We start from the raw sequence: 22,539 nt of genomic DNA, 5'->3' as shown, positions 1-22,539 counted from the left end.
TCCAGTCAGTCGGCCTTCACTCGTTGCGGGGTGTAAAGCGGACCGGAAGAGTGCGCAGGCCACGCATGATGAGCCCGCCGCGCCAGCGCAGGTCGCTCGGCGGAACAGCGAGTTCCAGATCCGGCAGACGCGTGAGCAAAGTCGCAAGCGCGGTCTGCCCTTCGAGCCGCGCGAGCGGCGCACCCAGGCAGTAGTGGATCCCGTGCCCGTATCCGAGGTGCTGGTTGTCGGTCCTGGAGAGGTCGAGCGTGTCCGGTTCGGCGAACCGCTCGGGGTCCCGGTCGGCGGCCGCGAGGACCACCAGCACCGGATCGCCCGCCGCTACGTCCTGCCCGCCGAGGGTCAGCGCCTCGGTGGCGAACCGCCAGGTGGCCAGCTCCACCGGACCGTCGTAGCGCAGCAGCTCCTCGACGCCCGTCTCCAGCAGCCCGCTCTCCCCGGCCGCGAGGGAGGCCTGGAGGCGCTCGCGCTGGTCCGGGTTCATGAAGAGGGAGTGGACCCCGTTGCCGATGAGGTTCACGGTCGTCTCGAAGCCGGCGAAGAGCAGGATGAAGGCCATGGCGGTGGCCTCGGCCTCCGTCAGGTGGTCGCCGTGGTCGCTGGCCCGGATCAGATCGGAGATCAGGTCGTTGCCCAGGTCGTCCCTTTTGCGGTGGATGAGCTCGCCGAGGTAGGTCCTCATCTGCTTCACCGAGCGGGCGACCCCGCCGCGCGGGCCGCCGCCGTGCCGGATCATCATCCCGGCCCAGTCGCGGAAGTCGTCCTGGTCCTCACGCGGTACGCCGAGCATCTCGCAGATGGCGTAGATGGGGAGGGGGAAGGCGAACTCGTGGATGAGGTCCGCTTCCCCCTTGCTCGCGAACTGCTCGATGAGGTGGTCGGTCAGCTCCTGCACCCGCGGGGTGAACTCGGCGACCCTGCGCGGGGTGAACGCCTTCGACACCAGCCGCCGCAGCCGGGTGTGGTCCGGCGGGTCGATGTTGAGCAGATGCGTCATCAGCTCCGCCTTGCGCTCCCCCGGGATGCCGGTCTTCCCCTTGGCGTGCGCGGGCTCGGCGTGGTGCGCCGGATTCTTGCTGAGCCGCTGGTCGGCGAGGGCCTGGCGGGCATCGGCGTACCGGGTCACGAGCCAGGCCTCGACCCCGCTGGGGAGCCGGGTGCGGTGCACGGGCGAGTGCTCGCGCAGCCAGGCGTAGGCGGGGTACGGGTCGGTCGCGAACTCCCAGTCGAACAGGGTCGGGCCCTGGGCCGCGGGGGTGTCGGCCGGGCCCGGGGCGGGGGTCTCGGCGGGGTCTGCGGGGGTCTGCTGATGCACCCGCTGACGGTATCCCGTACATCGACCATCACCCCATATGGGTACTTCGTCGCGGCTGTCCGCAGATCCGCCATGGCTTGACCTGGCCTTGTCCGGCATTCCTACTTTCGGTTTTGTGGATGTGAGGATCTTGAAAAGCAGCTTCGCGGTGGTGGAGAGACGGGCCGAGCACACGGTCAAGTTCTTCTACACCCACCTGTTCTGGCACAACCCCGGCATCCGTGAGCTCTTCCCGGCTTCCTTCGAGGACATGGAACGGCAGCGGGACCGGCTCTTCGCCGCGCTCACCCACGTGATCGCCCACCTCGAGAACGAGAGCCTTCTCCCCTATCTACGCGACCTCGGCCGCGACCACCGCAAGTTCCTGGTCGGCCCCGAGCACTACGCCGCCGTCGGCACGAGCCTGCTCGCCGCGCTCGCCGAGGCCTCCGGGACGGCCTGGACCCCCCGGGTGGAGAAGGCCTGGGCCGAGGCCTACCAGGTGATGGCCGACGCGATGACGGACGGCGCCGGCGCGAGCGGGGATCCGCCGTGGTGGGACGCGGAGATCGTGCGCCACCTCCGGTACGGGCAGGACATTGCCGTGCTGACCCTGCGGCCCCACGCCCCGCTGCCCCATCTCCCCGGCCAGTACGTGAGCGTGAGCAGCGACCGCGTCCCGAGGACCTGGCGCACGTACTCCATCGGCAACGCGCCCCGCCCCGACCACACCCTCGACCTGCACGTCAGCCGCGTCGAACAGGGCCGGCTCAGCACCGCCCTGGTCCGCACCGTGCGGCCCGGCGAGATGCTGCGCCTCGGCGCGGCCGGCGGGCAGCTGACCTTCCGCCGCGCGGACCGCCCGGTCAGCCTCATAGCCGCCGGCACCGGCTGGGCGCCGATCCGCGCCATGCTGGAGGACCTCGCGCAGCACCCCCCTGATCAGGTCGTACGGCTCTTCGTGGTCGCCCGGGACGCCGCCCACCTCTACGACCGCCCGCTCATCGACGAGTACGCCGCCGCCCTGCGCTGGCTCGGCGTCACCTACATCACCCCCGCGCCGGGGCGGCACCGCAACGAGGCCACCGCCCGGCTCGCGACCGCACTCGGCAACCGCGCGCTCTGGCCGGACCAGGACGTCTACCTCAGCGGGCCGTCGCCGTTCATCGAGGAGACCGCGTACCTCCTGGAGGAGCTCGGCGCCCGCCCCGGCCGGATCTTCCACGACTCCGTGCCGTCCATGGGCAGGGACCACGGCCACGAGGGCCGCCCGCTGGGCTTCGGCGAGTGGTTCCTGAACCGCCCCGCGCCGCACTGGCACAACCCCTCGGGCCGCGCGCCCCGGGAGCACTGACACGCGTACCGCAGCCGGGGGCTACTCGCCGACGCCCTCGGCCGCACGGATCGCGTCCCGGTAGACGCGGGCCGCCGCACGCAGCGCGGTCTCGGGGTCGACCCCGGCCGCCTCGGCGCGTGCCGCCAGCTCCAGCAGTTCGTACCCGATGCCCTCGCCACGGGGCAGCTCCACGGGCACCGCCGCCGCACGGGCGCGGCCGGCCAGCTTGGCCGCGAGCGCGAGACCCGGCTGTCCCAGCGGGATCCCGTCGGTCACCGACTCCCGCCGCTTCTCGTCCGCCTTGGTCCGCTGCCAGTGCGCCTTGACGTCCTCGGCGGTCCGGGCCTGCGCGTCGCCGAAGACGTGCGGGTGGCGGCGGATCAGCTTCTCGACGAGGCCGCCGGCCACGTCGTCGATGGAGAACGGCTCCTCTCCGTCCTCCGGACGGCCTTCCTCGGCGATGCGCGCGTGGAAGACCACCTGGAGGAGTACGTCGCCGAGCTCCTCGCGCAGTTCCTCGCGGTCGCCGTCCTCGATGGCCTCGACCAGCTCGTACGCCTCCTCGATGGCGTACTTCACCAGCCCCCGGTGGGTCTGGCTCGAGGTCCAGGGGCATTCGCGGCGGACCCGGTCCATGACCTGGACCAGGTCGAGCAGCCGCGCGCCCGGCAGATCGTACGAGCCCGGCAGCAGCTCCAGGTCGGGCATGGCGACGCGGCCCGAGCCGGCCAGGCGCGCGAGCCCGTCGGTGAGCCGCTGGTCGCCCTCGCCGCCCGGGAGCACCACGACCGTGCGGCCGCCGGCGCAGGCCTCGACCAGCTCGTGCGCGTCCGGGGTCCCGTACGACACCTCGACGCCGGCCTCGCGCAGGAACGGCAGCTGCGGGTGGCCCGGGTCGGCGCACAGCACCCGGTCCGCGGCGTGCAGGGTCTGCCACGCCGGCCAGGACAGCACGCCGGGGGCGACCCGGTGGCTGGTGGTCAGCAGGACGATACGGCCGGTGGGCTCGGCGGGCGCTTGGTCGGTCACCCTGCGAACCTACCTCCGGACGCGGGCGTCAGGCTCCGGCGGGGGGCTGCACGGGCCGGGTCACCTGGGTGATCCACGGGGTCTGCGCGTCGCCGAGGACGATCTGCTGCGCATCCCACGTGCCGTAGCGCGGGTTCACCTCGACGTGCAGGGTCTTGGCGGCCTTCGAGAGCTCCGCGAGGGCCTTCTCCTGACTGCCGTAGTGCTCGAAGAGCTTGTCGCGCAACAGGTTGAAGCGGGTGTTCGCGTCCATCTGGCCCGGCGCGAGATTGGCCTGCTTGAGGGCCGCGGCCTCCAGCGCGTCGGGCGAGCCGGCCTGCTGGAGCTGGGCCTTGCGGAAGTCCTCGGCCTCCTTGGTGCTCACGCTCACCCCGGCGGCCTCGGCGGCGCGCTGCAGGACGGCTGTCTGGATCATGCGGTTGAGCTTGGTGCGGTCGAGTCCGGGGGTCGCCTGGACGAGCTCGGCCGCGTCCTCGGAACGGTTCTGCGCGGCGCGGACGTCCTTCACCTGGGCCTGGAGCGCGGAGGTGGTGATCCGTTCGCCGCCGACCACGGCCGCGGTGCCGGGGTGGGTCTCGCCCGAGCAGGCGGACAGCAGGGGGGCCGCCGCGAGCAGGGCGGCGGATACGGAGAGCGCAGTGCGACGGTGCAAAGGAGCCTCCAGGGCCGGGGAGATTGTGCGTCGGTGCACAAGGGCCGTGCGGTGATCGATGTTATGCAGTCAGGGTGATCGGAGCCACTGGTTCGACCAACGATTCCCGGGCTGTTGGGGTGCGCGTTCACTCTGCGGCCACTTGCCCGCCCTCCGGCGCTGCCAAGGTCGGCCCACCATGTCGACTCCGCAATCCTCGCCCCGGCGCCGGAGCCTGCTCGGCTCGGTGCTCGCCGCCCTGATGACGACGGCGGCCGTGTGCTCCGGGGACGCCGTCGCCCGCGTCTTCCCGTACGGACCGCGCCACCGCAGCATCAACGACCTCGGCAACCAGTTCGTGCCCTTCCACGCCCACCTGTGGGACCTGCTGCACGGGCGGGCGCGGGGCGGGCTGCTCCTCAACTGGCAGTCCGGTTACGGAACGAGCTTCCTGCCCGACCTCGGGACGTACCTGACCAGTCCGTTCGCGGTGCTGGTGGGACTGTTCCCGCGGGCGGACACGGACCTCGCGGTGTACGTCGTCACCGTGCTCAAGACGGCCGCCGCGGCCGCGGCGATGGCCTGGCTGCTGCGCACCCAGCGGCGCGGGCCGTGGTGGGCGGCGGGGCTGCTCGGGGCCTCGTACGCGCTGTGCGGCTGGTCGGTGATCGAAGCCTCGTACAACCCGATGTGGCTGGACGGGCTGATCTCCTTCCCGCTGCTGTGCCTGACGGGCGAATGGGCGTTGCGGCAGCGGCGGTTGGGGCCGGCGACTGTGATCGTCGCGGTCGGCTGGACGGCGAACTTCTACACCGCCTACATGGCGACGCTCGGCGCCGCGCTGGTGCTGCTCGTACGGGTCGTGTTGACGCGGGAGGGCGTGCGCGAGCGGGTGCGGGTGCTGGGCCGGGCGGCCGGGACCACGCTGCTGGGCATCGCCCTGTCGGCGCCGGTCCTCGTCCCCCTCTTCCTGAGCTCGAAGCAGGCGTACCCGGGGTGGTTCAAGCCGTTCCGGCCGGTGCCCTGGTCCGACCTGTTCGCGAGGCTGCTGCCCGCCACCTACTCCTTCTCCTCGCCGGCGCTGTTCGTCGGGACCGGGACGCTGCTGCTGGTGGCGGCCCTGCCGTTCCACCGGGCGGTGCCCGTGCGCACCCGGCTGTGGTGGGCGGGGCTGGTGGTGGCCGTGGTGCTCTCCTTCCAGTGGACGCCGACGCACCTGGCCTGGCACGTCTTCGCGACCCCGAACGGCAGCCCGTACCGGCAGACGTTCGTCCTGGCCGGGATCCTCGTGATCGCCGCCTGGACGGGCCTGGCGGCGGGCCTGCCCGGGCCGCGGGCCCTGGCCGGCGGGGCCGGCGTACTGGCGGGCGCCGCCTGGTGGGCGAGCGGCAGCGCCCTGGCCACCGGGTGGGGTTACCTGCTCTTCTGCGGCGGCCTGGCGCTGGCGGGCGCCGCCTGGTGGGCGCTGCGGGACCGCCGGTGGGCCCGGCCCGCGGCGGGGCTGCTGGCCCTGGTCCTGGTGGCTCAGGCCGCGGCGACCACCGCCTACGGCCATCAGGGCAAACTGGCCGGCCTGGACGACTACCCCTCCTGGGGCGCGGCCCACACCGCGCGCGCCGCGGCCCTGGCGGGCGCCGACGGCTGGCCCGCGTACCGCACCGACCCGAGCCGGCCGGCGCTGTCGGGCAACGACCCGCTGCTGCTGGGCGGGGAGGGCGGCTCGTACTACAGCAGCCACACCCCGGACGTGTTCACCCGCACGATGGTGGCCCTCGGCGCGGGCTGGACCTCGCGCGGCCGCAACGTCCAGAGCCTCGACAACCCCGTGACGGACGCGGTCTTCGCGGTCGGCGCCCGGCTGCGCCCCGACGGCACGATCGCCCGCGCCGAGGTCCCGCCCCTCGTCACCACCCGCCCGCCGGGCCCGGACCCGGTGTACGGCCCCTCCCCCTTCGCGAACCAGGAACTCCTGCTGGGCGCGCAGGTGTACGAGGACCCGGTCGCCCCCGGGGTGTGCCGCGCGGGCACGGAGGCCTACCTGTGGGCCCCGGAGTACAACGCGACGGCCCGCCTCGCGGACGGGCCGGCCTTCCGGCTGAACGCCAGCCCCCCGCGCAACAGGGCGGCCCTCCAGCCCCTGGGCCCCTCCCACGGCCCGGCCTCCGCGCTGGTCTTCGACCAGAGCGCGCCGGCCGTGTGGACCCTGTCCTGCCTGGACCGCGAGCGGCTCGCCTCGGCCGTCTCGCGCCTGCGCCGCACGGCGGCGCCTTCGCTGCGGGTCTCCGCCTCGGGCGTGCGCGCCACCCTCCCGCCGGGCGCCACGGGCACGGCGGTCCTCTCGGTCCCCGCCATCGCGGGCTGGACCTGCAACGACCGCCCGGCCTCGGCGTACCTGGGCCTGGTCGCCCTCCCGCTGGACGGCCGCACCACCACCCTGGACTGCACCTTCCGTCCCCCGGGCCTCCTACCGGGCGCGGCGGTGGCCGGGGTTGCCCTCGCGATCCTGCTCGGCCTGCTCGGGCTGGGCCGCGGACGGCGTCAGCGGACCTGACCGAGCCACTGGAGGGTGCGGCGGACCTCCGTGGCGAAGGGGTGGGCCGGGCCGTGCAGGCGTTCCGCGTCGAAGAGGAGGCGGGCCAGGGTGTCGTGGGCCGCCGGGCGGTCACCGAGCGAGAGCAGCAGGTGCGCTATGCGGCGGCGGACCTCCAGCGGGAGGCCGGGGTCGGGGTTGGCGTAGTGGTTCTCGAACAGCGGGAGCAGCGCGCGGTATTCGGCGAGCGCGGCCGCCGGTTCGCCGAGCTGCTCCAGGCACTGGGCCGCGTCGTAGCGAAAGCGCAGGGACTGCGCGTCGCCGGCCGGGAAGTCCTCCGCGAGACGGCGCAGTTCGGGCAGGGCGCGGCGGTACTGGCCGTCGTCCATCAGGGTGGCCGCGTACTGCTTGCGCAGGGAGCGGACCACCGGGGAGTGCTCGCCGTGCTGCGCGGCCGCCGCGGGGAGGATGCCGCCGAGGATGTCCACGGCCTGGGTGAGCAGGCCCTGGTCCAGGAGCTTCTTCGCCTCCTCCACCGCCGCCGGGACGTCCGGCCTCGCCGGCGGGGCGGTCGGCTGCGGAGGGATGGTCTGCGCCCGGTCGGGCCAGGGGGCCTGCGGGCGCAGGAAGGGACGGGTCGGGTCGAGCGGCCCCGCCGGGGTGCCCTGCTGGGGCAGCAGCGGGGTCAGGGCCTCGTACACCTCCTGCGCGGAGGCGGGGCGGTCCTGCGGGTCCTTCGCCAGGAGGTGCAGGAGTACGGCCTCCAGCTGGTGCGGGATCTCCGGGCGCAGCCGGCGCACCGGGAGCGGGGGCTCGTACAGGTGGCGGTGGAGCACGCCGAGCGCGGTGGAGCCGGCGAAGGGGACGTTGCCGCTGAGGAGTTCGTACAGCAGCACACCGAGTGCGTACAGGTCGGTGTAGGGGCCTACCGCGCCGCCCATGGCCTGCTCGGGCGCCATGTAGGCCGGGCTGCCGATCGGTGAACCGGTGCTGGTGAGGCGGGTGGTGTCGGTCTCCATCACCGAGGCGACACCGAGGTCCAGGACGCTCAGCGTCCCGTCCGGGCGGACCATCACATTGCGCGGCTTCAGGTCCCGGTGGACGATCGGGACCGCGTGCACGGCCGAGAGCACCGAGCACAGCTGCGCGGCCACCGCGACCGCCCACGGCCACGGGTACGGGTCGAACCGCGCGAGGTGGTCGGCGAGGTCGGTGCCTTCGACGTGCTGCATGACGAGGTACAGCTCGTCACCGTCGTTGCCCGCGTCGTGCACGGTGACCAGCCCGGGGTGGTCCACCTGCGCCGTGACCCGGCACTCGCGCACGAAACGGCGGCGCAGTTCCTCGGCCACGCTGCCGGGGCCCGCGACCCGGTCCGGGCGCAGCAGCTTGACGGCGACCCGGCGGTCCAGGCGGCGGTCGTACGCCGTCCAGACCTGGCCCATGCCGCCCTGGCCCAGGATGGCGGCGAGCTGGTAGCGGTCGCCGATGAGGCGGTCGGTCACTGGTTCGGGCCCTCGTTGCGGGGCGGGGTCTGGCGGCGCAGGAGTTCGCTCAGCTCGTCGAGCTCGGCGCGGACCTGCCCGATGCGCGGCGGCGCCACCGGGCCGGGCACCGGCGGCAGGGGCTGCGGCTGCGGCTGTTGGGGCAGCGGCTGTCGCGGCTGGTCCGGGGCCGCGGGCGGGTACCCGTACGACGGCCGGGTCTGCTGCGTCGAGCCCGCCGCCCCCAGGGTCTGCCGCGTCGGCGGGGCGTACGGAGCGGGCGGCGCCGGGTACCAGGGCGCGGCCTGGGCCTTGACCTGCTCGTAGTGCCGGATGTCGGAGACGAGGAAGTACACGCAGACCGCGAGCCCGGTGCCGATCGTGCCGAACGCGCCGACGTTGCCCTGCCAGCCGTTGGTGTCGGGCGTCGGGTCGGCGCCGATCAGGGCCACCCAGGCGACCTCGGCCGCGGCCGTGGCGGCGAGCAGCCACCAGTCGCGGGACTTGCGGGTGACGAGCGCGAGTCGGAGCATCGAGCCCCACACCAGGAAACCGCAGCTCAGGATGGGCAGCAGCGTGAACAGCACGCGCAGCGCCACCACACCCCCGGTACTGGGCTGGGGACCATGCTGCGGCGGGATGCCGGGGCCGTGCATCGCTGCTCCTGACGGGCCGTTCGGGCTGGGTTTCGGGCTGGGTTACGGAAGAAGTTCCGGGTCTGAGCGTATACAGCGTTTCCAGCCGGGAGTGAGGGGATGCGCCCAACCGTTGCACGGTCGCCGCATGGGGCTGACCTGGGACTCCCGCCCCCCGTCGAGTGGATCACCCGAAACGGGCATAACGGAGCGAACGGGATGCGGAAGGAGCCCGCGTCACACGCGGGAACGGCCGCGGCCCGGGGACCACAGGCCCCCCGCCGCGGCCTTCGCCGTACCGCGGCCGGTACGGCGAAGGCCGGTGGCGCTACGACCCGAGGATGGTGGCGAGGAACTCCCCCGTCCAGGCCAGCAGTTCCCTGCCGACCAGCGGCTTCCCGCCCACCCGGGCGGTCTTCGGGCGCGGGATCAGCGCCTGCGAGGTGGCGGGCTTGAGCACCGACCCCGGGTAGAGCCGCCCCAGGCGCAGCTCCTGCGACTCGCGCAACTCCACCGGCCCGAAGCGGATGTTGGCTCCCTGCAGGGTGATGTCGCCGACTCCGCAGGCGCGGGCGAGCATCCGCAGTCCGGCCACCAGCAGCAGGTTCTCCACCGGCTCCGGCAGCTTGCCGTAGCGGTCCGTGAGCTCCTCCCGTACGGCCTTGACGTCGGCCTCGGAGTTGGCGGAGGCGATCGACCGGTACGCCTGCAGGCGCAGCCGCTCGCCCGGCGCGTAGTCGTGCGGGACGTGCGCGTCGACCGGCAGCTCGATCTTGACCTCCAGCGCCGGCTCCTCCTCCACCCCGCCTTCGACGGCCGCCCGGTAGTCGGCCACGGCCTCGCCGACCATGCGGATGTACAGGTCGAAGCCGACCCCGGCGATGTGCCCGGACTGCTCGCCGCCGAGCAGGTTGCCCGCGCCGCGGATCTCCAGGTCCTTCATCGCCACGTACATGCCGGCGCCCATCTCGGTGTGCTGGGCGATCGTCGCGAGCCGCTCGTGCGCGGTCTCGGTCAGCGGCTTCTCCGGCGGGTAGAGGAAGTACGCGTACCCGCGCTCGCGGCCGCGGCCCACGCGGCCGCGCAGCTGGTGCAGCTGCGAGAGGCCGAAGTTGTCGCCGCGCTCGACGATGAGGGTGTTGGCGTTGGAGATGTCGATGCCGGACTCGACGATCGTCGTCGAGACGAGGACGTCGAACTTCTTCTCCCAGAAGTCCACGACGACCTGCTCCAGGGCCTGCTCCGACATCTGGCCGTGCGCGGTCGCGATCCGCGCCTCGGGCACGATCTCGCGCAGCTTGGCGGCCGCCCGGTCGATGGACTCGACCCGGTTGTGGATGTAGAAGCACTGGCCCTCGCGCAGCAGTTCACGCCGGATGGCCGCGCCGATCTGCTTCTCCTCGTACGGGCCGACGAAGGTGAGGACCGGGTGGCGCTCCTCGGGCGGAGTGGTGATCGTCGACATCTCGCGGATGCCGGTCACCGCCATCTCCAGGGTGCGCGGGATCGGCGTCGCGGACATCGTCAGCACGTCGACGTTGGCGCGCAGCTTCTTCAGCTGCTCCTTGTGCTCGACGCCGAACCGCTGCTCCTCGTCGACGATGACCAGGCCCAGGTCCTTGAACTTCGTCTCCTGCGAGAAGAGGCGGTGGGTGCCGATGACGATGTCGACGGAGCCCTCGCGCAGGCCCTCCAGGGTGGCCTTGGACTCGGATTCGCTCTGGAACCGGGACAGCGCCTTGGTGACGACGGGGAACTGCGCGTACCGCTCGGAGAAGGTGCCGAAGTGCTGCTGCACGAGCAGGGTGGTCGGCACCAGGACGGCGACCTGCTTGCCGTCCTGGACCGCCTTGAAGGCGGCGCGCACCGCGATCTCGGTCTTCCCGTAGCCGACGTCACCGCAGATGAGCCGGTCCATGGGGACCGACTTCTCCATGTCCTCCTTGACCTCGGCGATGGTGGTGAGCTGGTCGGGCGTCTCCACGTACGGGAAGGCGTCCTCCAGCTCGCGCTGCCAGGGGGTGTCGGGGCCGAAGGTGTGGCCGGGGGCCGCCATGCGCGCGCTGTAGAGCCTGATCAGGTCGGCGGCGATCTCCTTGACGGCCTTCTTCGCGCGCGCCTTGGTCTTGGTCCAGTCGGCGCCGCCGAGCCGGTGCAGGGTGGGGGACTCACCGCCGACATACTTGGTGACCTGCTCCAGCTGGTCGGTGGGGATGTAGAGCCGGTCGCCGGGCTGGCCGCGCTTGGCGGGGGCGTACTCGACGAGCAGGTACTCGCGGGTGGCGCCCTGGACGGTGCGCTGGACCATCTCGATGTAGCGGCCGACGCCGTGCTGCTCGTGGACGATGTAGTCGCCCACCTCCAGGGTGAGGGGGTCGATGGTCTTGCGGCGCCGGGTCGGCATCCGGCCGAGGTCCTTGGTGGCGGTGCGCTGGCCGGTCAGGTCCGTCTCGGTGAGGACGGCGAGCTTCAGGGCCGGGTCGACGAAGCCGGTTTCGAGGGAGCCGCAGGCGACGTGGACGAGGCTGGGCTCCAGGGTGCGCAGGTCGGCTTCCAGCCGGGCCGCGATGCCCTCGCCGCCGAGGACCTCGACGGTGCGGGCGGCCGGCCCGTGCCCTTCGGTGAGGTACACGGTGTGCCAGCCGTCGGCGATCCAGGCCTTGGTGTCGGCCAGGGCGCGGGCGGTGTCGCCGCGGTAGGCCTCGGGGGCGTGCATGCCGAGCGCGAGGGTGTCGCCGCCGGCCTCCACGTCGGCCGCGAAGGGGGAGACCGACCACCACATCATGCCGAGCTCGCGGGCGTGCTCGCGGACGTCGGCGATGCCCCGCAGGGAGGCGGCGCCGACGTCGATGGGGGCCTCGCCGCCCCCCGCGGTGGCTGCCCAGGAGGCCATGAGGAACTCCTGCGAGGTGGCCACGAGGTCGGCGGCCCGGGTGCGTACCCGCTCCGGGTCGCAGACCACGGCCATGGACCCGGCGGGCAGCACGTCGATCAGCAGTTCCATGTCGTCGACCAGGACCGGGGCGAGGGACTCCATGCCCTCGACCGCGATCCCCTCGGCGATCTTGTTCAGCAGTTCGCCCAGCTCGGGGTGGGCCGCGGCGAGGGCCGCGGCCCTCTCCCGCACCTCGTCCGTGAGCAGCAGCTCACGGCAGGGCGGCGCCCACAGGCCGTGCTCGGCGATCTCCAGGGACCGCTGGTCGGCGACCTTGAAGTAACGGATCTCCTCGACCTCGTCGCCCCAGAACTCGATGCGCAGCGGGTGTTCCTCGGTGGGCGGGAACACGTCGAGGATGCCGCCGCGGACGGCGAACTCGCCGCGCTTCTCGACGAGTTCGACGCGCGCGTACGCGGCCGCGGCGAGCGCCGCGACGGTCTCCCCGAGGTCGACGCTCTGCCCCTGGCGAAGGCTCACGGGCACGAGGTCGCCGAGCCCCTTGACCTGCGGCTGGAGCACGGACCGGATGGGCGCGACGACCACGCTGACGGGCCCGGCGGCCGGGTCGTCCTTGCTCGGGTGCGCGAGCCGGCGCAGTACGGCGATCCGCCGGCCGACGGTGTCGCTGCGCGGGCTCAGCCGCTCGTGCGGCAGCGTCTCCCAGGACGGGTAGTCCACCACCTCGTCGGCGGGCAGCAGCGAGCGCAGCGCGGCGGCCAGGTCCTCGGCCTCACGCCCGGTGGCGGTGACCGCGAGCACGGTCCGCTCGGTACGGGCGGCCAGCGCGGCGATGGCGAAGGGCCGCGCGGCGGCCGGGCCGACGAGGTCCACGTACATGCGGTTGCCGTCCCCGGCCGCGGCGACCGCCTCGGCGAGTGCGGGGTCCCTGGTGACGGCGTCGAGCAGTCCGTGCAGGCTCATGAATGCGGCATTCCATCCGGTGAGGGGGCAACGCGAAGGGCCCGACACGTCGCACGGGCCAGGGGTTCCCAGCCTACGCCCGCACGGTGGTGGCGCGCCGGACATGACTCCGGCCCCGGCCCGCCCGTGTGGGCTGGCCGGGGCCGGTGACTCCCCCGTGACGACCGCTGAGCTAGTCGCTCGCGATCGCGTTCAGTACGTTCATCCGCCCCGCCCGGAAAGCCGGGAACAGTGCGGCGAACAGGCCCACCACGGCCGACGCGGCGAAGACGCCGATGATCGTCGGCCACGGGATCTCCAGGACCTTCAGCCCCTGCAGGGCGAGGAGCTGCTGGGCGGTGGCTCCCCAGCCCATGCCGAGCCCGAGGCCCAGCAGGGCGCCGAAGAGCGAGATGACCACCGACTCCAGGCGGATCATGCGACGCAGCTGGCGGCGGGAGAGGCCGATGGCGCGCATCAGGCCGATCTCGCGGGTCCGCTCGACCACCGAGAGGGCCAGGGTGTTCACGACACCCAGGACCGCGACGATGATCGCGAGGAAGAGGAGCCCGTAGACCATGTTCAGCAGCTGGCCGACCTGGTCCTTCAGCGCCTTCTTGTAGTCGGTCTGGTTGAGCACCTTGTACTGCGGGTACTCCTCCAGCCCCGCCTTGACCGCGGTGTACGCGGCGTCCTCCTGGCCGTCCTTGGCGGTGGCCAGCAGCATGAAGGGCCGCGGCAGCTTGTCGGCCGGCAGGTTCGCCTCGGCGACCGCGGTGCTCGTGTACTTCATGCCCTTGTCGAGGTTGCCCTCGTCGCTGGTGATCGCCGCGACCTTGAGCTTGGCGGTCTTGCCGCCGACGAAGGCCACCGTCAGCTCGTCACCGAGCTTGACGTTGTGCTTGGTGGCGTAGAGCGAGCCGACCGACATCGCGTTCGCCCCGTACGCCGCCGCGTGCTCGCCGGCGACCATCTTGCGGCGGATGTCCTTGGCGTAGCTGGGGTCCTGGGCGCCGAGGCCGTCCTCCTCGGTGGTCCCGTCGGGGGCGGTGATCTTGGCCTGCAGCTCCCGGTACGCGGTGACGTGGTCCAGGTCCTTGGTGGCCCGCAGCTTCTGCTCGGCCTGCGGCATGACCGGCTGCCCGGTCTGGGACTGGACGATGTAGTCCGCGCCGACCGACTTGTCGAGCTCGTCGGTGGCGGAGGCCACCATCGAGGAGCCGACCACCGACAGGCAGGCGACCAGCGCCAGGCCGATCATCAGCGCGGCGGCGGTGGCACCGGTGCGGCGCGGGTTGCGCAGCGCGTTGCGCTCGGCGAGCCGGCCGACGGAACCGAAGGGCCGCAGGACCGCGCCGGAGAGCACCCGCACCACGACACCGGCGAGCAGCGGGCCGATCACGATGAAGCCGATGAGGGTGAGCACCACGCCCAGGCCCAGCCACAGGGATCCGGGGGCGGCCTTCTCGGCGGCGGCGGAGAGGAACAGGGCCGCACCGCCGATGCCGGTGAGGACCAGGCCGAGGGCGGCGCGCACCCGGCCGGCCTTCTTGTCGCCGGGCGTGCCCGACTCGCGCAGGGCCGCCATCGGGGAGACCTTGCCGGCCCGGCGGGCCGGGATGAAGGCGGAGACGATGGTGACGACGACACCGAGGAAGATGCCGAGGGCCGGGGTGGTCCAGGCGACGGTCAGGTCACTGGTGGACAGGTGCATGCCCATCTGGCCCATGAGCTTCATGAGTCCGACGGCCAGGCCCACGCCCGCGCCGACGCCGAGGACCGAGCCGACGACGCCGAGGAGGAAGGCCTCGACCACGACGGACTTGAGCACCTGGCCGCTGTCGGCGCCGATGGCGCGCATCAGGCCGATCTCGCGGGTCCGCTGGGCCACCAGCATCGAGAAGGTGTTGAAGATCAGGAAGATGCCGACGAGGAAGGCGATCCCGGCGAAGCCGAGCATCACGTACTTCATGACGTCGAGGAAGGAACCGACGTCCTTGCGGCCCTGGTCCGCGGATTCCTTGGCGGTCTGGAGCTTGTAGGTGCCCGCGCCGACGGCGGTGGCGATGTTCGACTTGAGCTGCTCGTCGCTCACCCCGTCCTTGGCGGTGACGTTGATGTTGGTGAACAGGCCGGGCGCGCCGAGCAGTTCCTGCTGGGCGGTGGCCGTGTCGAAGTAGACGACGGTGGCGCCCGGGTTGGTCACCTTGAAGGTGGCGATGCCGGAGATCTTCGCGCGGAAGTCGCCGGTGACGGCGATGGTGCGCAGCTCGTCACCGATCTTCAGCTTGTGCTTCTTCGCCGTGTCGGAGTCGACGAGCACCTCGGTGGGGCCGCGCGGCTCGTGGCCGGAGCTGACCTCCATCGACTTGAGCTCGTTGTCGTTCCAGCTGGCGGCGATCGTCGGGGCACCGGAGCTGGGACCGACGTTCTTGTTCTCGGCGTTGACGACCGTGACGGACAGCGAGACGACGCTGCCCTGGGCGGACTGCACGCCCGGCGCCGCGGCGACCTTCTGGACGGCGTCGCCGGGGATGGTGGCCGGCCGGCCGCTGCGCGGGTTCTCCGCGTCGCCGTCGCCACCGCCCTCGACGGGCTTGGCGGAGACGGTGACGTCGGCGCCGGTGGTCGCGAAGAGCTTCTCGAAGGTGGTGTTCATCGTGTCGGTGAACACCAGCGTGCCGCAGACGAACGCGACGGAGAGCAGGACGGCGACCGCGGAGAGCGCCATCCGACCCTTGTGCGCGACGAAGTTGCGCCGCGAGGTCTTCAGGACGGTGTTGCTCATGACGTCCGCCCGCGCGCGTCGAAGTCCTTCATCCGGTCCAGGACCTGGTCGGCGGTGGGCCCGTACATCTCGTCCACGATCCGGCCGTCGGCGAGGAAGATGACGCGGTCCGCGTACGAGGCGGCGACCGGGTCGTGGGTGACCATGACGATGGTCTGGCCGAGCTCGTCCACCGAGCGGCGCAGGAAGCCGAGGACCTCGGCGCCGGCCCGGGAGTCGAGGTTTCCGGTCGGCTCGTCGCCGAAGATGATCTGCGGGCGGGCGGCGAGGGCGCGGGCCACGGCCACGCGCTGCTGCTGACCGCCGGAGAGCTCGGTCGGGCGGTGCTTGAGGCGGCCCGCGAGGCCCACCGTCTCCACGACCCGGTTCAGCCACTCCGCGTCGGGCTTGCGGCCGGCTATGTCCATGGGGAGCGTGATGTTCTCCAGGGCGTTGAGCGTCGGCAGCAGGTTGTACGCCTGGAAGATGAAGCCGATCCGGTCGCGGCGCAGCTGCGTGAGCTTCTTGTCCTTGAGACCGGTGATCTCGGTCTCGTCCAGGTGGATCTGACCGCTGGTCACCGTGTCCAGGCCGGCGAGGCAGTGCATCAGCGTGGACTTGCCGGAGCCGGACGGGCCCATGATCGCGGTGAACTGCCCGCGCTTGATGTCCACGTCCACCGAGTCGAGGGCGACGACGCGCGTCTCCCCGGAGCCGTAGGCCTTGACGACCTGGCGTGCCCGGGCCGCGACGGCTTCATGCCCTCCAGTGCCCCCGTGCCTGGTTTCGGTCATAGCCGTTGTCACGGTGTTTCCCCTCGTTCGATGCGTTCGGTTGAAGACTGCCGGTCAGCCGGCTCCGGCACGCTGGTGCCCGTCGCCGTATCCGCCCGGGGGTTATCCCCACCCCCCGGTCCCTGTCCGTAGGAACCAGTTAAGGACAGGACGGGACCTTCTGCCTCCTACGCCGGGACGAAAGGCCCCTGGCTCTTTGTGAGGAGCTACCCCTAGGGGTTCTCCACCCTTCGGTGGACTCGCACTCGGGGATCCGAGGCCGGATGAGATGGTGAACGCGGCACGGGAGGGGTGGCCATGGACCCAATGGAGTCAGGGGCGGGCAACGACGCCGACGGCGGCATACCGGGTAGGAACGTTCGCGCCGATTCCGCGGGCGCGCGGGGTACGGGGGACTCGCGGGATACGGGTGGCTCCCGGGCCACGGGTGACCCCCGGGATACGGGTGGCGGCGGGACGCCCGGTGCGGCCGGCGGGGTGCGGCCGCCGGGGAGGCGGCCGCGGTCGGCCGTCGTCGCCTCGCTGATGCTGACCATGGGCCTCGTCGCCCTCGACGGGGCCATCGTCTCCACCGCGGTCCCCCAGATCGTCGGCGACCTCGGCGGCTTCGCCGTCTTCTCCTGGATCTTCTCCGGCTACATGCTGGCGAGCACCGTGACCCTGCCCGTCTACGGGAAGCTGTCCGACACCCTGGGCCGCAAGCCCGTACTGCTCCTCGGCATCAGCCTCTTCCTGCTCGGCTCCCTGCTGTGCGCGGCCGCCTGGAACATGGCCGCCCTCGTCGCCTTCCGGATCCTCCAGGGGCTGGGAGGCGGCGCCCTGCAGGGCACGGTCCAGACGCTGGCCGCCGACCTGTACCCGCTGAAGGAGCGGCCGAGGATCCAGGCGCGGATGTCCGTGGTGTGGGCCGGCTCGGCGCTGGCCGGGCCGGCCCTCGGCGGGCTGATGGCCTCGTACGTCAACTGGCGCTGGATCTTCCTCATCAACCTGCCGCTGGCCCTCGCGGCCCTGTGGATCATCGCCCGCCATATGGTCGAGCCCGTACGGGCCCGGGCGCGCCGGGGGCGGATCGACTGGGCCGGGGCGGTCGGCATCTTCGCCTGCGGCGGGCTGCTGCTCTTCGCGCTCGTGCAGGGCGGGGTGGCCTGGCCCTGGCTGTCGGCGCCCTCGGTCACGCTGTTGGGCGCGAGCGCCGTGCTGGGCGTCCTGGTCGCCTGGGTGGAACGCCGGGCCGCAGAACCGATTCTGCCTGGCTGGGTGTGGCGCCGGCGCCCCATCGCCGCCGTCAACCTCGCCATGGGCGCGCTCGGCCTGCTGATGGTGGCGCCGATGGTGTTCATGCCGACGTACGCCCAGTCCGTGCTGCGGCTCAGCGCGGTCGAGGCCGGGCTGATCACCTCCGCGATGACCCTGAGCTGGCCGATCAGCGCGATGTTCGTGCAGCACGTCTACCGCCGCGTGGGCTTTCGCGACAGCGCCGTCATCGGTGTCGGACTGGCCGCGCTGATCCTGTGCGCCTTCACCCTGCTGCCGTACCCGGCCGCCCCGTGGCAGCCCGCACTGATCATGCTGCTGCTGGGCGCGGCCCTCGGCCTCTTCCAGCTCCCGCTGATCATGGCGGTCCAGTCCACGGTCGGCTGGGCGGAGCGGGGCACCACGACCGCCTCGGTGCTGTTCTGCCGCCAGGTGGGCATGAGCGTCGGGGCCGCGCTGATGGGGGCCGTCGCCAACGCGACGCTGGCGGGCCGGCTGGCGGACGCCCCGATGCCGGGGCTGCCGCGGCACGTGAACGACGTGCCCGAGGCCCTGGACCGGCCGGCGCTGCTCGCGCCCGAGGCCGCCGACTACCTGCGGCGGGCCGTGGCCGCGGCCGTGGACCACATCTTCGTGGGCGCGACGGTGGCCGCGGTGGCGGCGGTGGCGGTGCTGCTGCTGTTGGCGCCGCGGCGGTTCCCGGTGCTGCCGGAGGACTGAGCGGGGGCGGGGGCGGGTACCGGGAGGGCGGGGTGACGGGCGGTCGGGCGGTCGGGTTGTCATGCTCGCACCGAGTGGGTAAGTCTCTGCGGAGGCGCATTCTCCGGGGGGAACACATGACTTCAGCACTCTGCGCACTGGCGTTACTGGCCGCCCTGGCCGGCTCGCTCGGGTGGCGGCTCCACCACCACCCCGGCTTCATCACCGGCCGCGACGGCCGGCTCTCCACCTCGACCACCCTGGCCCTGGCGTGGACGGTGATCCTCCTCTGGCTGCTGCTCTCGATCCTGGGCTACGGGCTCACCGCGGGCGGCGGCGTCGACTGGTTCCGGGCCGAGGACAGCCACGGCCCGCTGTCCTCCCTCACGGACGTCTACCTGCCGCTGCTCGGGGGCCCGTACGTGGCCCTGATCGGCGCGAAGACGGTCGTCGGCATGCGGGTGCAGAGCGGCAGCATGGCCAAACCGGCCCCGCGGCCGACGCGGTCGGGACGGCGGCCGCTGCGGGAGCTGATCACGAACGACGGCGGGCGCACGGACCTGGTGGACCTGCAGTACGTGGCCCTGAACGCGGTCACGATGCTGTACGTGGTGGCGTTCTTCCTGGCCGACGTGGGAGGCGGGCTGCCGAGGCTGCCCGCCGAGATCTGGGCGCTGACGGGGGCGCCGGCGGGGGCGTACCTGCTGAACAAGATGGCCACCCGGGCGAATCCGGTGATCACGGACGTCACGCTGGCCGGCGGGGTCCTGACCGTCGAGGGCGGCGGCTTCGGCGAGGATGCGCGGGTCGAGGCAGACGCGGCGCCGCTGCCGACGGCGTTCCACGCCGCCACGGGAACCCTGACGGCCCCCCTCCCCACACCCACCCCACCCGCGACCATCACGGTCACCACCCACGGCCTGCGCAGCGACCCCTTCCCACCCGGGGGCACCCCGACCCCGCCCGTGAGCCCGGTCCTGCCCGTGAGCCCGGTCCCGGCACAGCGGGCGGCCGACTGAGCACCGCGCGGCGGGGGTTGCCGTGACCTCTGCGCGGAGCCGTGCCCCGGCGCGGCCCGAAGACCCGGGGCTCGGGGCCCGGACCCCGCGCCTCGGGGCCCGGTCAGGCCGGGGTGGGGCGGTGGCGGGCGTAGTGGCGGGCGACCCTGGCCCGGTTGCCGCAGAGCGACGCCACGCACCACCGCCGCCGCGGATTCGCCGGGAGGAACAGCAGTACGCACCCCGGCCCCTCGCACCGCCGGACCTCCCCCACCCGCGGCCCCGTCACCAGCTCCGCCACCGCCTCGGCGAGCTCCGCCGCGAGCCGCCGCGCCGCCGGCCCGGCCCGCCGCGGGGCCGCCGTCAGGCCACCGCCGGTCCAGGCCAGCTCGCGGTGCGCCGGCGCCCCCCGCATCGCCTCGTTGAGCACCCGCAGCGCGCCCCCCGGCGGCCGCTCGCCGCACCGCGCGGCTTCGACGGCTGCCCGCGCCGCCTCCCGTACGGCCTGCACGGCGGCCACCTCGGCCGCGCCCACCTCCGCGACCGGGCCCAGCCGCCCGTCCTGCCCGGCCAGCCACGCGCGGAGCCCCGCCGGATCGGCGATGAGGTCCCCGTCCGCGGGCCGGGTGTTGAGCAGGTCCAGAGCGAGGGGCTCACCGGTGAGGGGGAAGTCGGTCGGCGTCGTCGTCGCGGTCATATTGCTAATGCTACACACACCCCTTGACCCATTAGAGATCTTCCGTGAAGCTAAGCGCAGCTCATGGGACCGAAGCCACTGGAGGCATGTGATGACCACCGCACTGACCCACCACCGCACCGTGGACGTGGCCGGCGTGCGCGTCGCCTACCGCGAGAGCGGCCCGGCCGACGCCCCCGTCCTGCTCCTCCTCCACGGCTTCCCGACGTCCTCGCACCAGTTCGCCCGCCTGATGGACGCCCTCGGCGACACCCCGTACCGGCTGATCGCCCCGGACTACCCCGGCTTCGGCCGGACCCTGGCCCCGGACGGGTTCACGTACACCTTCGACCGGCTCGCGGACATCGTGGAGGGGTTCACGGACGCCCTCGGGCTGGACCGCTACGCGCTGTACGTCTTCGACTTCGGCGCCCCCGTCGGCCTGCGCCTCGCCGAGCGCCGCCCCGAGCGGGTGACGGGCCTGATCGTGCAGAACGGCAACGCGTACGAGGAGGGACTGTCCGACGCCGCCCGCGAGTTCGCCGGGCTGCGCCGCGAGGTGCCCGGCAACGAGGAGCGGGTCCGCAAGCTCTTCACCGAGGTGGGCACCCGCTTCCAGTACGAGACCGGCGTCGCCGACACCGGCCTCGTCTCCCCTGACGGCTGGACGCTCGACCTGCACTACCTCGGGCTGCCGGGCCGCGCCGACGCCCAGGCGGACCTCGCCTTCGACTACGCCTCCAACTTCGCCCGCTACCCGGCCTGGCAGGCCTGGCTCCGCTCCGCACGGGTGCCGGTCCTGGTCGTCTGGGGCGCGGGCGACCCCTTCTTCACCCCGGCGGGCGCGAAGGCGTACCTGCGCGACGCCCCCCACGCCGAGGTCCACGTCTTCGAGGGCGCGGGCCATTTCGCCCTGGAGACCCACCTCCCCCGGATCGCCCCCCTGATCGAGAGCTTCCTCACGAAGCTCCCCTGACGGCGCCTTCCGTCGGGGACCATGCGGCCATGACGCTCGTGGACACCCTCGCCCGCATCGACTCGGACCTCGCCGCCGGCCGGGTCCCCCTGGCGCGGCAGCGCCTGCGCGGCCTGGTGTCTTCCTTCCCCTGGGACCTGACGCTGCGGCGCCGCCTGGCCGAGGTCTACCGGCTGTACGGGGAACCGGCGGAAGCCGGGCGCTGGATGTATCTCGAAGCGGACCGGGACCCCGCGGAGAGCGCCGCGTTCGAGGCGCGGTACCGCCTGCCGCTGCGGCGGATGCGGGCACTGGCCTGGGACGGGCCGGAATCCCTCGCCGGCACCGCGTTCGCGGCCGAGCAGCTGGCGGCCCTCCGCGCGGCCGGCTCCGACCAGGTCGGCCGCCCCGTCGACTGGACCGCGATCCCCGCCGACGACGACCTTGACGACGGCGGCGGCCCGCTGCACGAAGGCAGCCCGTTCCCCGGCCGCCTGATCGGTGCGGGCTACATCCTGCTGGCGCTGGTGGTCGTCGCCGTCTGGTCAGTCGGCTTCGTCACTTCCGCCCGCTGGCTCTGGCGGTAGAGGTCCGGGGGCGGGGCGGGGCGAGAGGACCTCAGTCCGCCAGGCCCGGCGCAGCCGATCCGGCGCGACCCGTCAGGGCAGCCAGGCTGGAGCGGACGTGGTTCATGTGGGCCCGCATCTCCTCCTGGGACTCCGCGTGCTCCCGCAGGACCCGCTCCGTCTCGCGCGCGATCCGCTCCTCGCGGACCCGCGCCGCCGCGATCAGTTCGGCGGCGCGCGCCTCCGCGTCCTCCTGGCCGTGCCGCGCCGCCTCCTCGGCCTCGGCGAAGCCCCGCCGGGCCTCCGCCAGCCGGGACTCGGCGTACCGCTCCAGCTCCAGGTGGCGCGCCTCCAGCTCCGCCTCCCGCACCTCCAGCTCCCGCTCCGCCGCGTCCCACCGCTCCGCGTGCTCCTGCTCGTGCTCCGCCAGCAGCGCGTCCGACCGGCGGCGCATCTCCACCAGCGCCGCCTGCGCCTCGGCCCGCCAGGCCTTCGCGTCCTCGCGGGCCTCCGCGCGCGCCTCGTCCGCCTCCCGCTGCGCCCTCAGCAGCCCCTGCCGGGCCCGGACCTCGGTCTGCTCGCGCACCGCCTCCGCGTCCTGGCGGGCCAGTGCCGCCACCCGGTCGGCGTGCGCCTCGGCCGAGCCCAGCGTCGTCGACACGTCCGCCCGCGCGTCCGCCCGTACGGTGTCAGCCTCTTCCTCCACCAGCAGCAGGATCCGCCGGGCGCGCTCGCCGAGTTCGTCGTACGTCTGCGGGGCCAGCGAGGACACCACCTCGCGCAGCCGCTCCGCCTCCGCCTCCATCCGCTTCGCCAGTACGGTCAGGCGTGCCACCCGCTCCCAGGCCTCGTCGCGGCTCCCGGAGAGCCGGGCGAGATACCGGTCCACCTCTTGCGGGCGGTAGCCGCGCACGCGCACGGTCGCGAAACCCGGACCCTGAGGTGACATGGGTGCACTCATCCTGGAAGCGCCTCTCTCGCGGGGATTCCCGTCAAGGATGCGTCATTTGCGCGCAGAAGCCGGAATGGCCGGGCCGGGACCCCTGTCTCTTA

General features: G+C 73.1%; 16 protein-coding genes. 6 read left to right on the top strand and 10 right to left on the bottom strand.

Going from position 1 to position 22,539, the window contains the following annotated elements; translation table 11 throughout:
* Positions 1 to 16: 16 nt before the first annotated feature.
* Positions 17 to 1,315 (bottom strand): cytochrome P450, encoded by a 1,299-nt coding sequence (locus ACFWB8_RS16655; RefSeq protein ID WP_385226637.1) that lies wholly within the window; start codon positions 1,313 to 1,315, stop codon positions 17 to 19.
* A 148-nt stretch (positions 1,316 to 1,463) separates the two neighbouring features.
* On the opposite strand from ACFWB8_RS16655, the gene ACFWB8_RS16650 reads away from it, so the two are divergent.
* Positions 1,464 to 2,648, top strand: a complete 1,185-nt coding sequence (locus tag ACFWB8_RS16650) for a globin domain-containing protein (RefSeq protein WP_385226635.1) — start codon at positions 1,464 to 1,466, stop codon at positions 2,646 to 2,648.
* A 21-nt stretch (positions 2,649 to 2,669) separates the two neighbouring features.
* Here the strand turns inward: ACFWB8_RS16650 and ACFWB8_RS16645 are convergent, their stop codons facing one another.
* On the bottom strand, positions 2,670 to 3,659 hold the full coding sequence (locus tag ACFWB8_RS16645) for a nucleoside triphosphate pyrophosphohydrolase (protein WP_385226633.1): 990 nt from the start codon (positions 3,657 to 3,659) through the stop codon (positions 2,670 to 2,672).
* A gap of 28 nt (positions 3,660 to 3,687) precedes the next feature.
* Positions 3,688 to 4,311, bottom strand: coding sequence for a SurA N-terminal domain-containing protein (locus ACFWB8_RS16640; RefSeq protein ID WP_385226631.1), 624 nt, complete (start codon positions 4,309 to 4,311; stop codon positions 3,688 to 3,690).
* A gap of 178 nt (positions 4,312 to 4,489) precedes the next feature.
* Between ACFWB8_RS16640 and ACFWB8_RS16635 the strand changes: the two genes are divergently transcribed.
* Positions 4,490 to 6,841 carry a YfhO family protein gene (locus ACFWB8_RS16635; RefSeq protein ID WP_385226629.1) on the top strand — a complete coding sequence of 784 codons (2,352 nt, stop codon included), beginning with the start codon at positions 4,490 to 4,492 and terminating at the stop codon, positions 6,839 to 6,841.
* Here ACFWB8_RS16635 and ACFWB8_RS16630 read toward each other — a convergent pair.
* The 5 genes from ACFWB8_RS16630 to ACFWB8_RS16610 form a co-directional block, all read right to left on the bottom strand.
* Positions 6,829 to 8,325 (bottom strand): protein kinase, encoded by a 1,497-nt coding sequence (locus ACFWB8_RS16630; protein ID WP_385226627.1) that lies wholly within the window; start codon positions 8,323 to 8,325, stop codon positions 6,829 to 6,831. The two genes, ACFWB8_RS16635 and ACFWB8_RS16630, sit on opposite strands and share 13 nt — an antisense overlap.
* On the bottom strand, positions 8,322 to 8,960 hold the full coding sequence (locus tag ACFWB8_RS16625; RefSeq protein WP_385226625.1) for a hypothetical protein: 639 nt from the start codon (positions 8,958 to 8,960) through the stop codon (positions 8,322 to 8,324). The genes ACFWB8_RS16630 and ACFWB8_RS16625 overlap by 4 nt, the downstream gene beginning before the upstream one ends.
* A gap of 307 nt (positions 8,961 to 9,267) precedes the next feature.
* On the bottom strand, positions 9,268 to 12,798 hold the full coding sequence (gene mfd, locus ACFWB8_RS16620) for a transcription-repair coupling factor (RefSeq protein ID WP_385226623.1): 3,531 nt from the start codon (positions 12,796 to 12,798) through the stop codon (positions 9,268 to 9,270).
* Positions 12,799 to 12,970: 172 nt separating this feature from the next.
* Positions 12,971 to 15,565 carry an ABC transporter permease gene (locus ACFWB8_RS16615; protein WP_385226621.1) on the bottom strand — a complete coding sequence of 865 codons (2,595 nt, stop codon included), beginning with the start codon at positions 15,563 to 15,565 and terminating at the stop codon, positions 12,971 to 12,973.
* Positions 15,562 to 16,338 (bottom strand): ABC transporter ATP-binding protein, encoded by a 777-nt coding sequence (locus ACFWB8_RS16610; RefSeq protein WP_385226618.1) that lies wholly within the window; start codon positions 16,336 to 16,338, stop codon positions 15,562 to 15,564. Before ACFWB8_RS16610 ends, ACFWB8_RS16615 begins: the two co-directional genes overlap by 4 nt.
* 525 nt (positions 16,339 to 16,863) lie before the next feature.
* Between ACFWB8_RS16610 and ACFWB8_RS16605 the strand changes: the two genes are divergently transcribed.
* The gene (locus ACFWB8_RS16605) at positions 16,864 to 18,312 is read left to right on the top strand and encodes an MFS transporter (RefSeq protein WP_385226616.1); all 1,449 of its coding nucleotides are present in this window, start codon (positions 16,864 to 16,866) and stop codon (positions 18,310 to 18,312) included.
* Between the two features lie 116 nt (positions 18,313 to 18,428).
* Positions 18,429 to 19,310 carry a hypothetical protein gene (locus tag ACFWB8_RS16600; RefSeq protein WP_385226614.1) on the top strand — a complete coding sequence of 294 codons (882 nt, stop codon included), beginning with the start codon at positions 18,429 to 18,431 and terminating at the stop codon, positions 19,308 to 19,310.
* Between the two features lie 103 nt (positions 19,311 to 19,413).
* Here ACFWB8_RS16600 and ACFWB8_RS16595 read toward each other — a convergent pair whose 3' ends face one another.
* Positions 19,414 to 19,986 carry a CGNR zinc finger domain-containing protein gene (locus tag ACFWB8_RS16595; protein ID WP_385226612.1) on the bottom strand — a complete coding sequence of 191 codons (573 nt, stop codon included), beginning with the start codon at positions 19,984 to 19,986 and terminating at the stop codon, positions 19,414 to 19,416.
* Between the two features lie 91 nt (positions 19,987 to 20,077).
* Between ACFWB8_RS16595 and ACFWB8_RS16590 the strand changes: the two genes are divergently transcribed.
* Both ACFWB8_RS16590 and ACFWB8_RS16585 read left to right on the top strand, forming a co-directional pair.
* Positions 20,078 to 20,941: an alpha/beta fold hydrolase gene (locus tag ACFWB8_RS16590; RefSeq protein ID WP_385226610.1), complete on the top strand. Its 864-nt coding sequence runs from the start codon at positions 20,078 to 20,080 to the stop codon at positions 20,939 to 20,941.
* A 29-nt stretch (positions 20,942 to 20,970) separates the two neighbouring features.
* The gene (locus tag ACFWB8_RS16585) at positions 20,971 to 21,507 is read left to right on the top strand and encodes a DUF6584 family protein (protein WP_385226608.1); all 537 of its coding nucleotides are present in this window, start codon (positions 20,971 to 20,973) and stop codon (positions 21,505 to 21,507) included.
* A gap of 31 nt (positions 21,508 to 21,538) precedes the next feature.
* Here ACFWB8_RS16585 and ACFWB8_RS16580 read toward each other — a convergent pair whose 3' ends face one another.
* Positions 21,539 to 22,435 (bottom strand): cellulose-binding protein, encoded by an 897-nt coding sequence (locus tag ACFWB8_RS16580; RefSeq protein ID WP_385226606.1) that lies wholly within the window; start codon positions 22,433 to 22,435, stop codon positions 21,539 to 21,541.
* Positions 22,436 to 22,539: the final 104 nt, after the last annotated feature.

Source organism: Streptomyces sp. NPDC060031, from assembly GCF_042736805.1.
Classification (GTDB): domain Bacteria; phylum Actinomycetota; class Actinomycetes; order Streptomycetales; family Streptomycetaceae; genus Streptomyces.
Note: the sequence above shows the minus strand (reverse complement) of the source record. Positions and strands in the feature narration are given on the sequence as shown.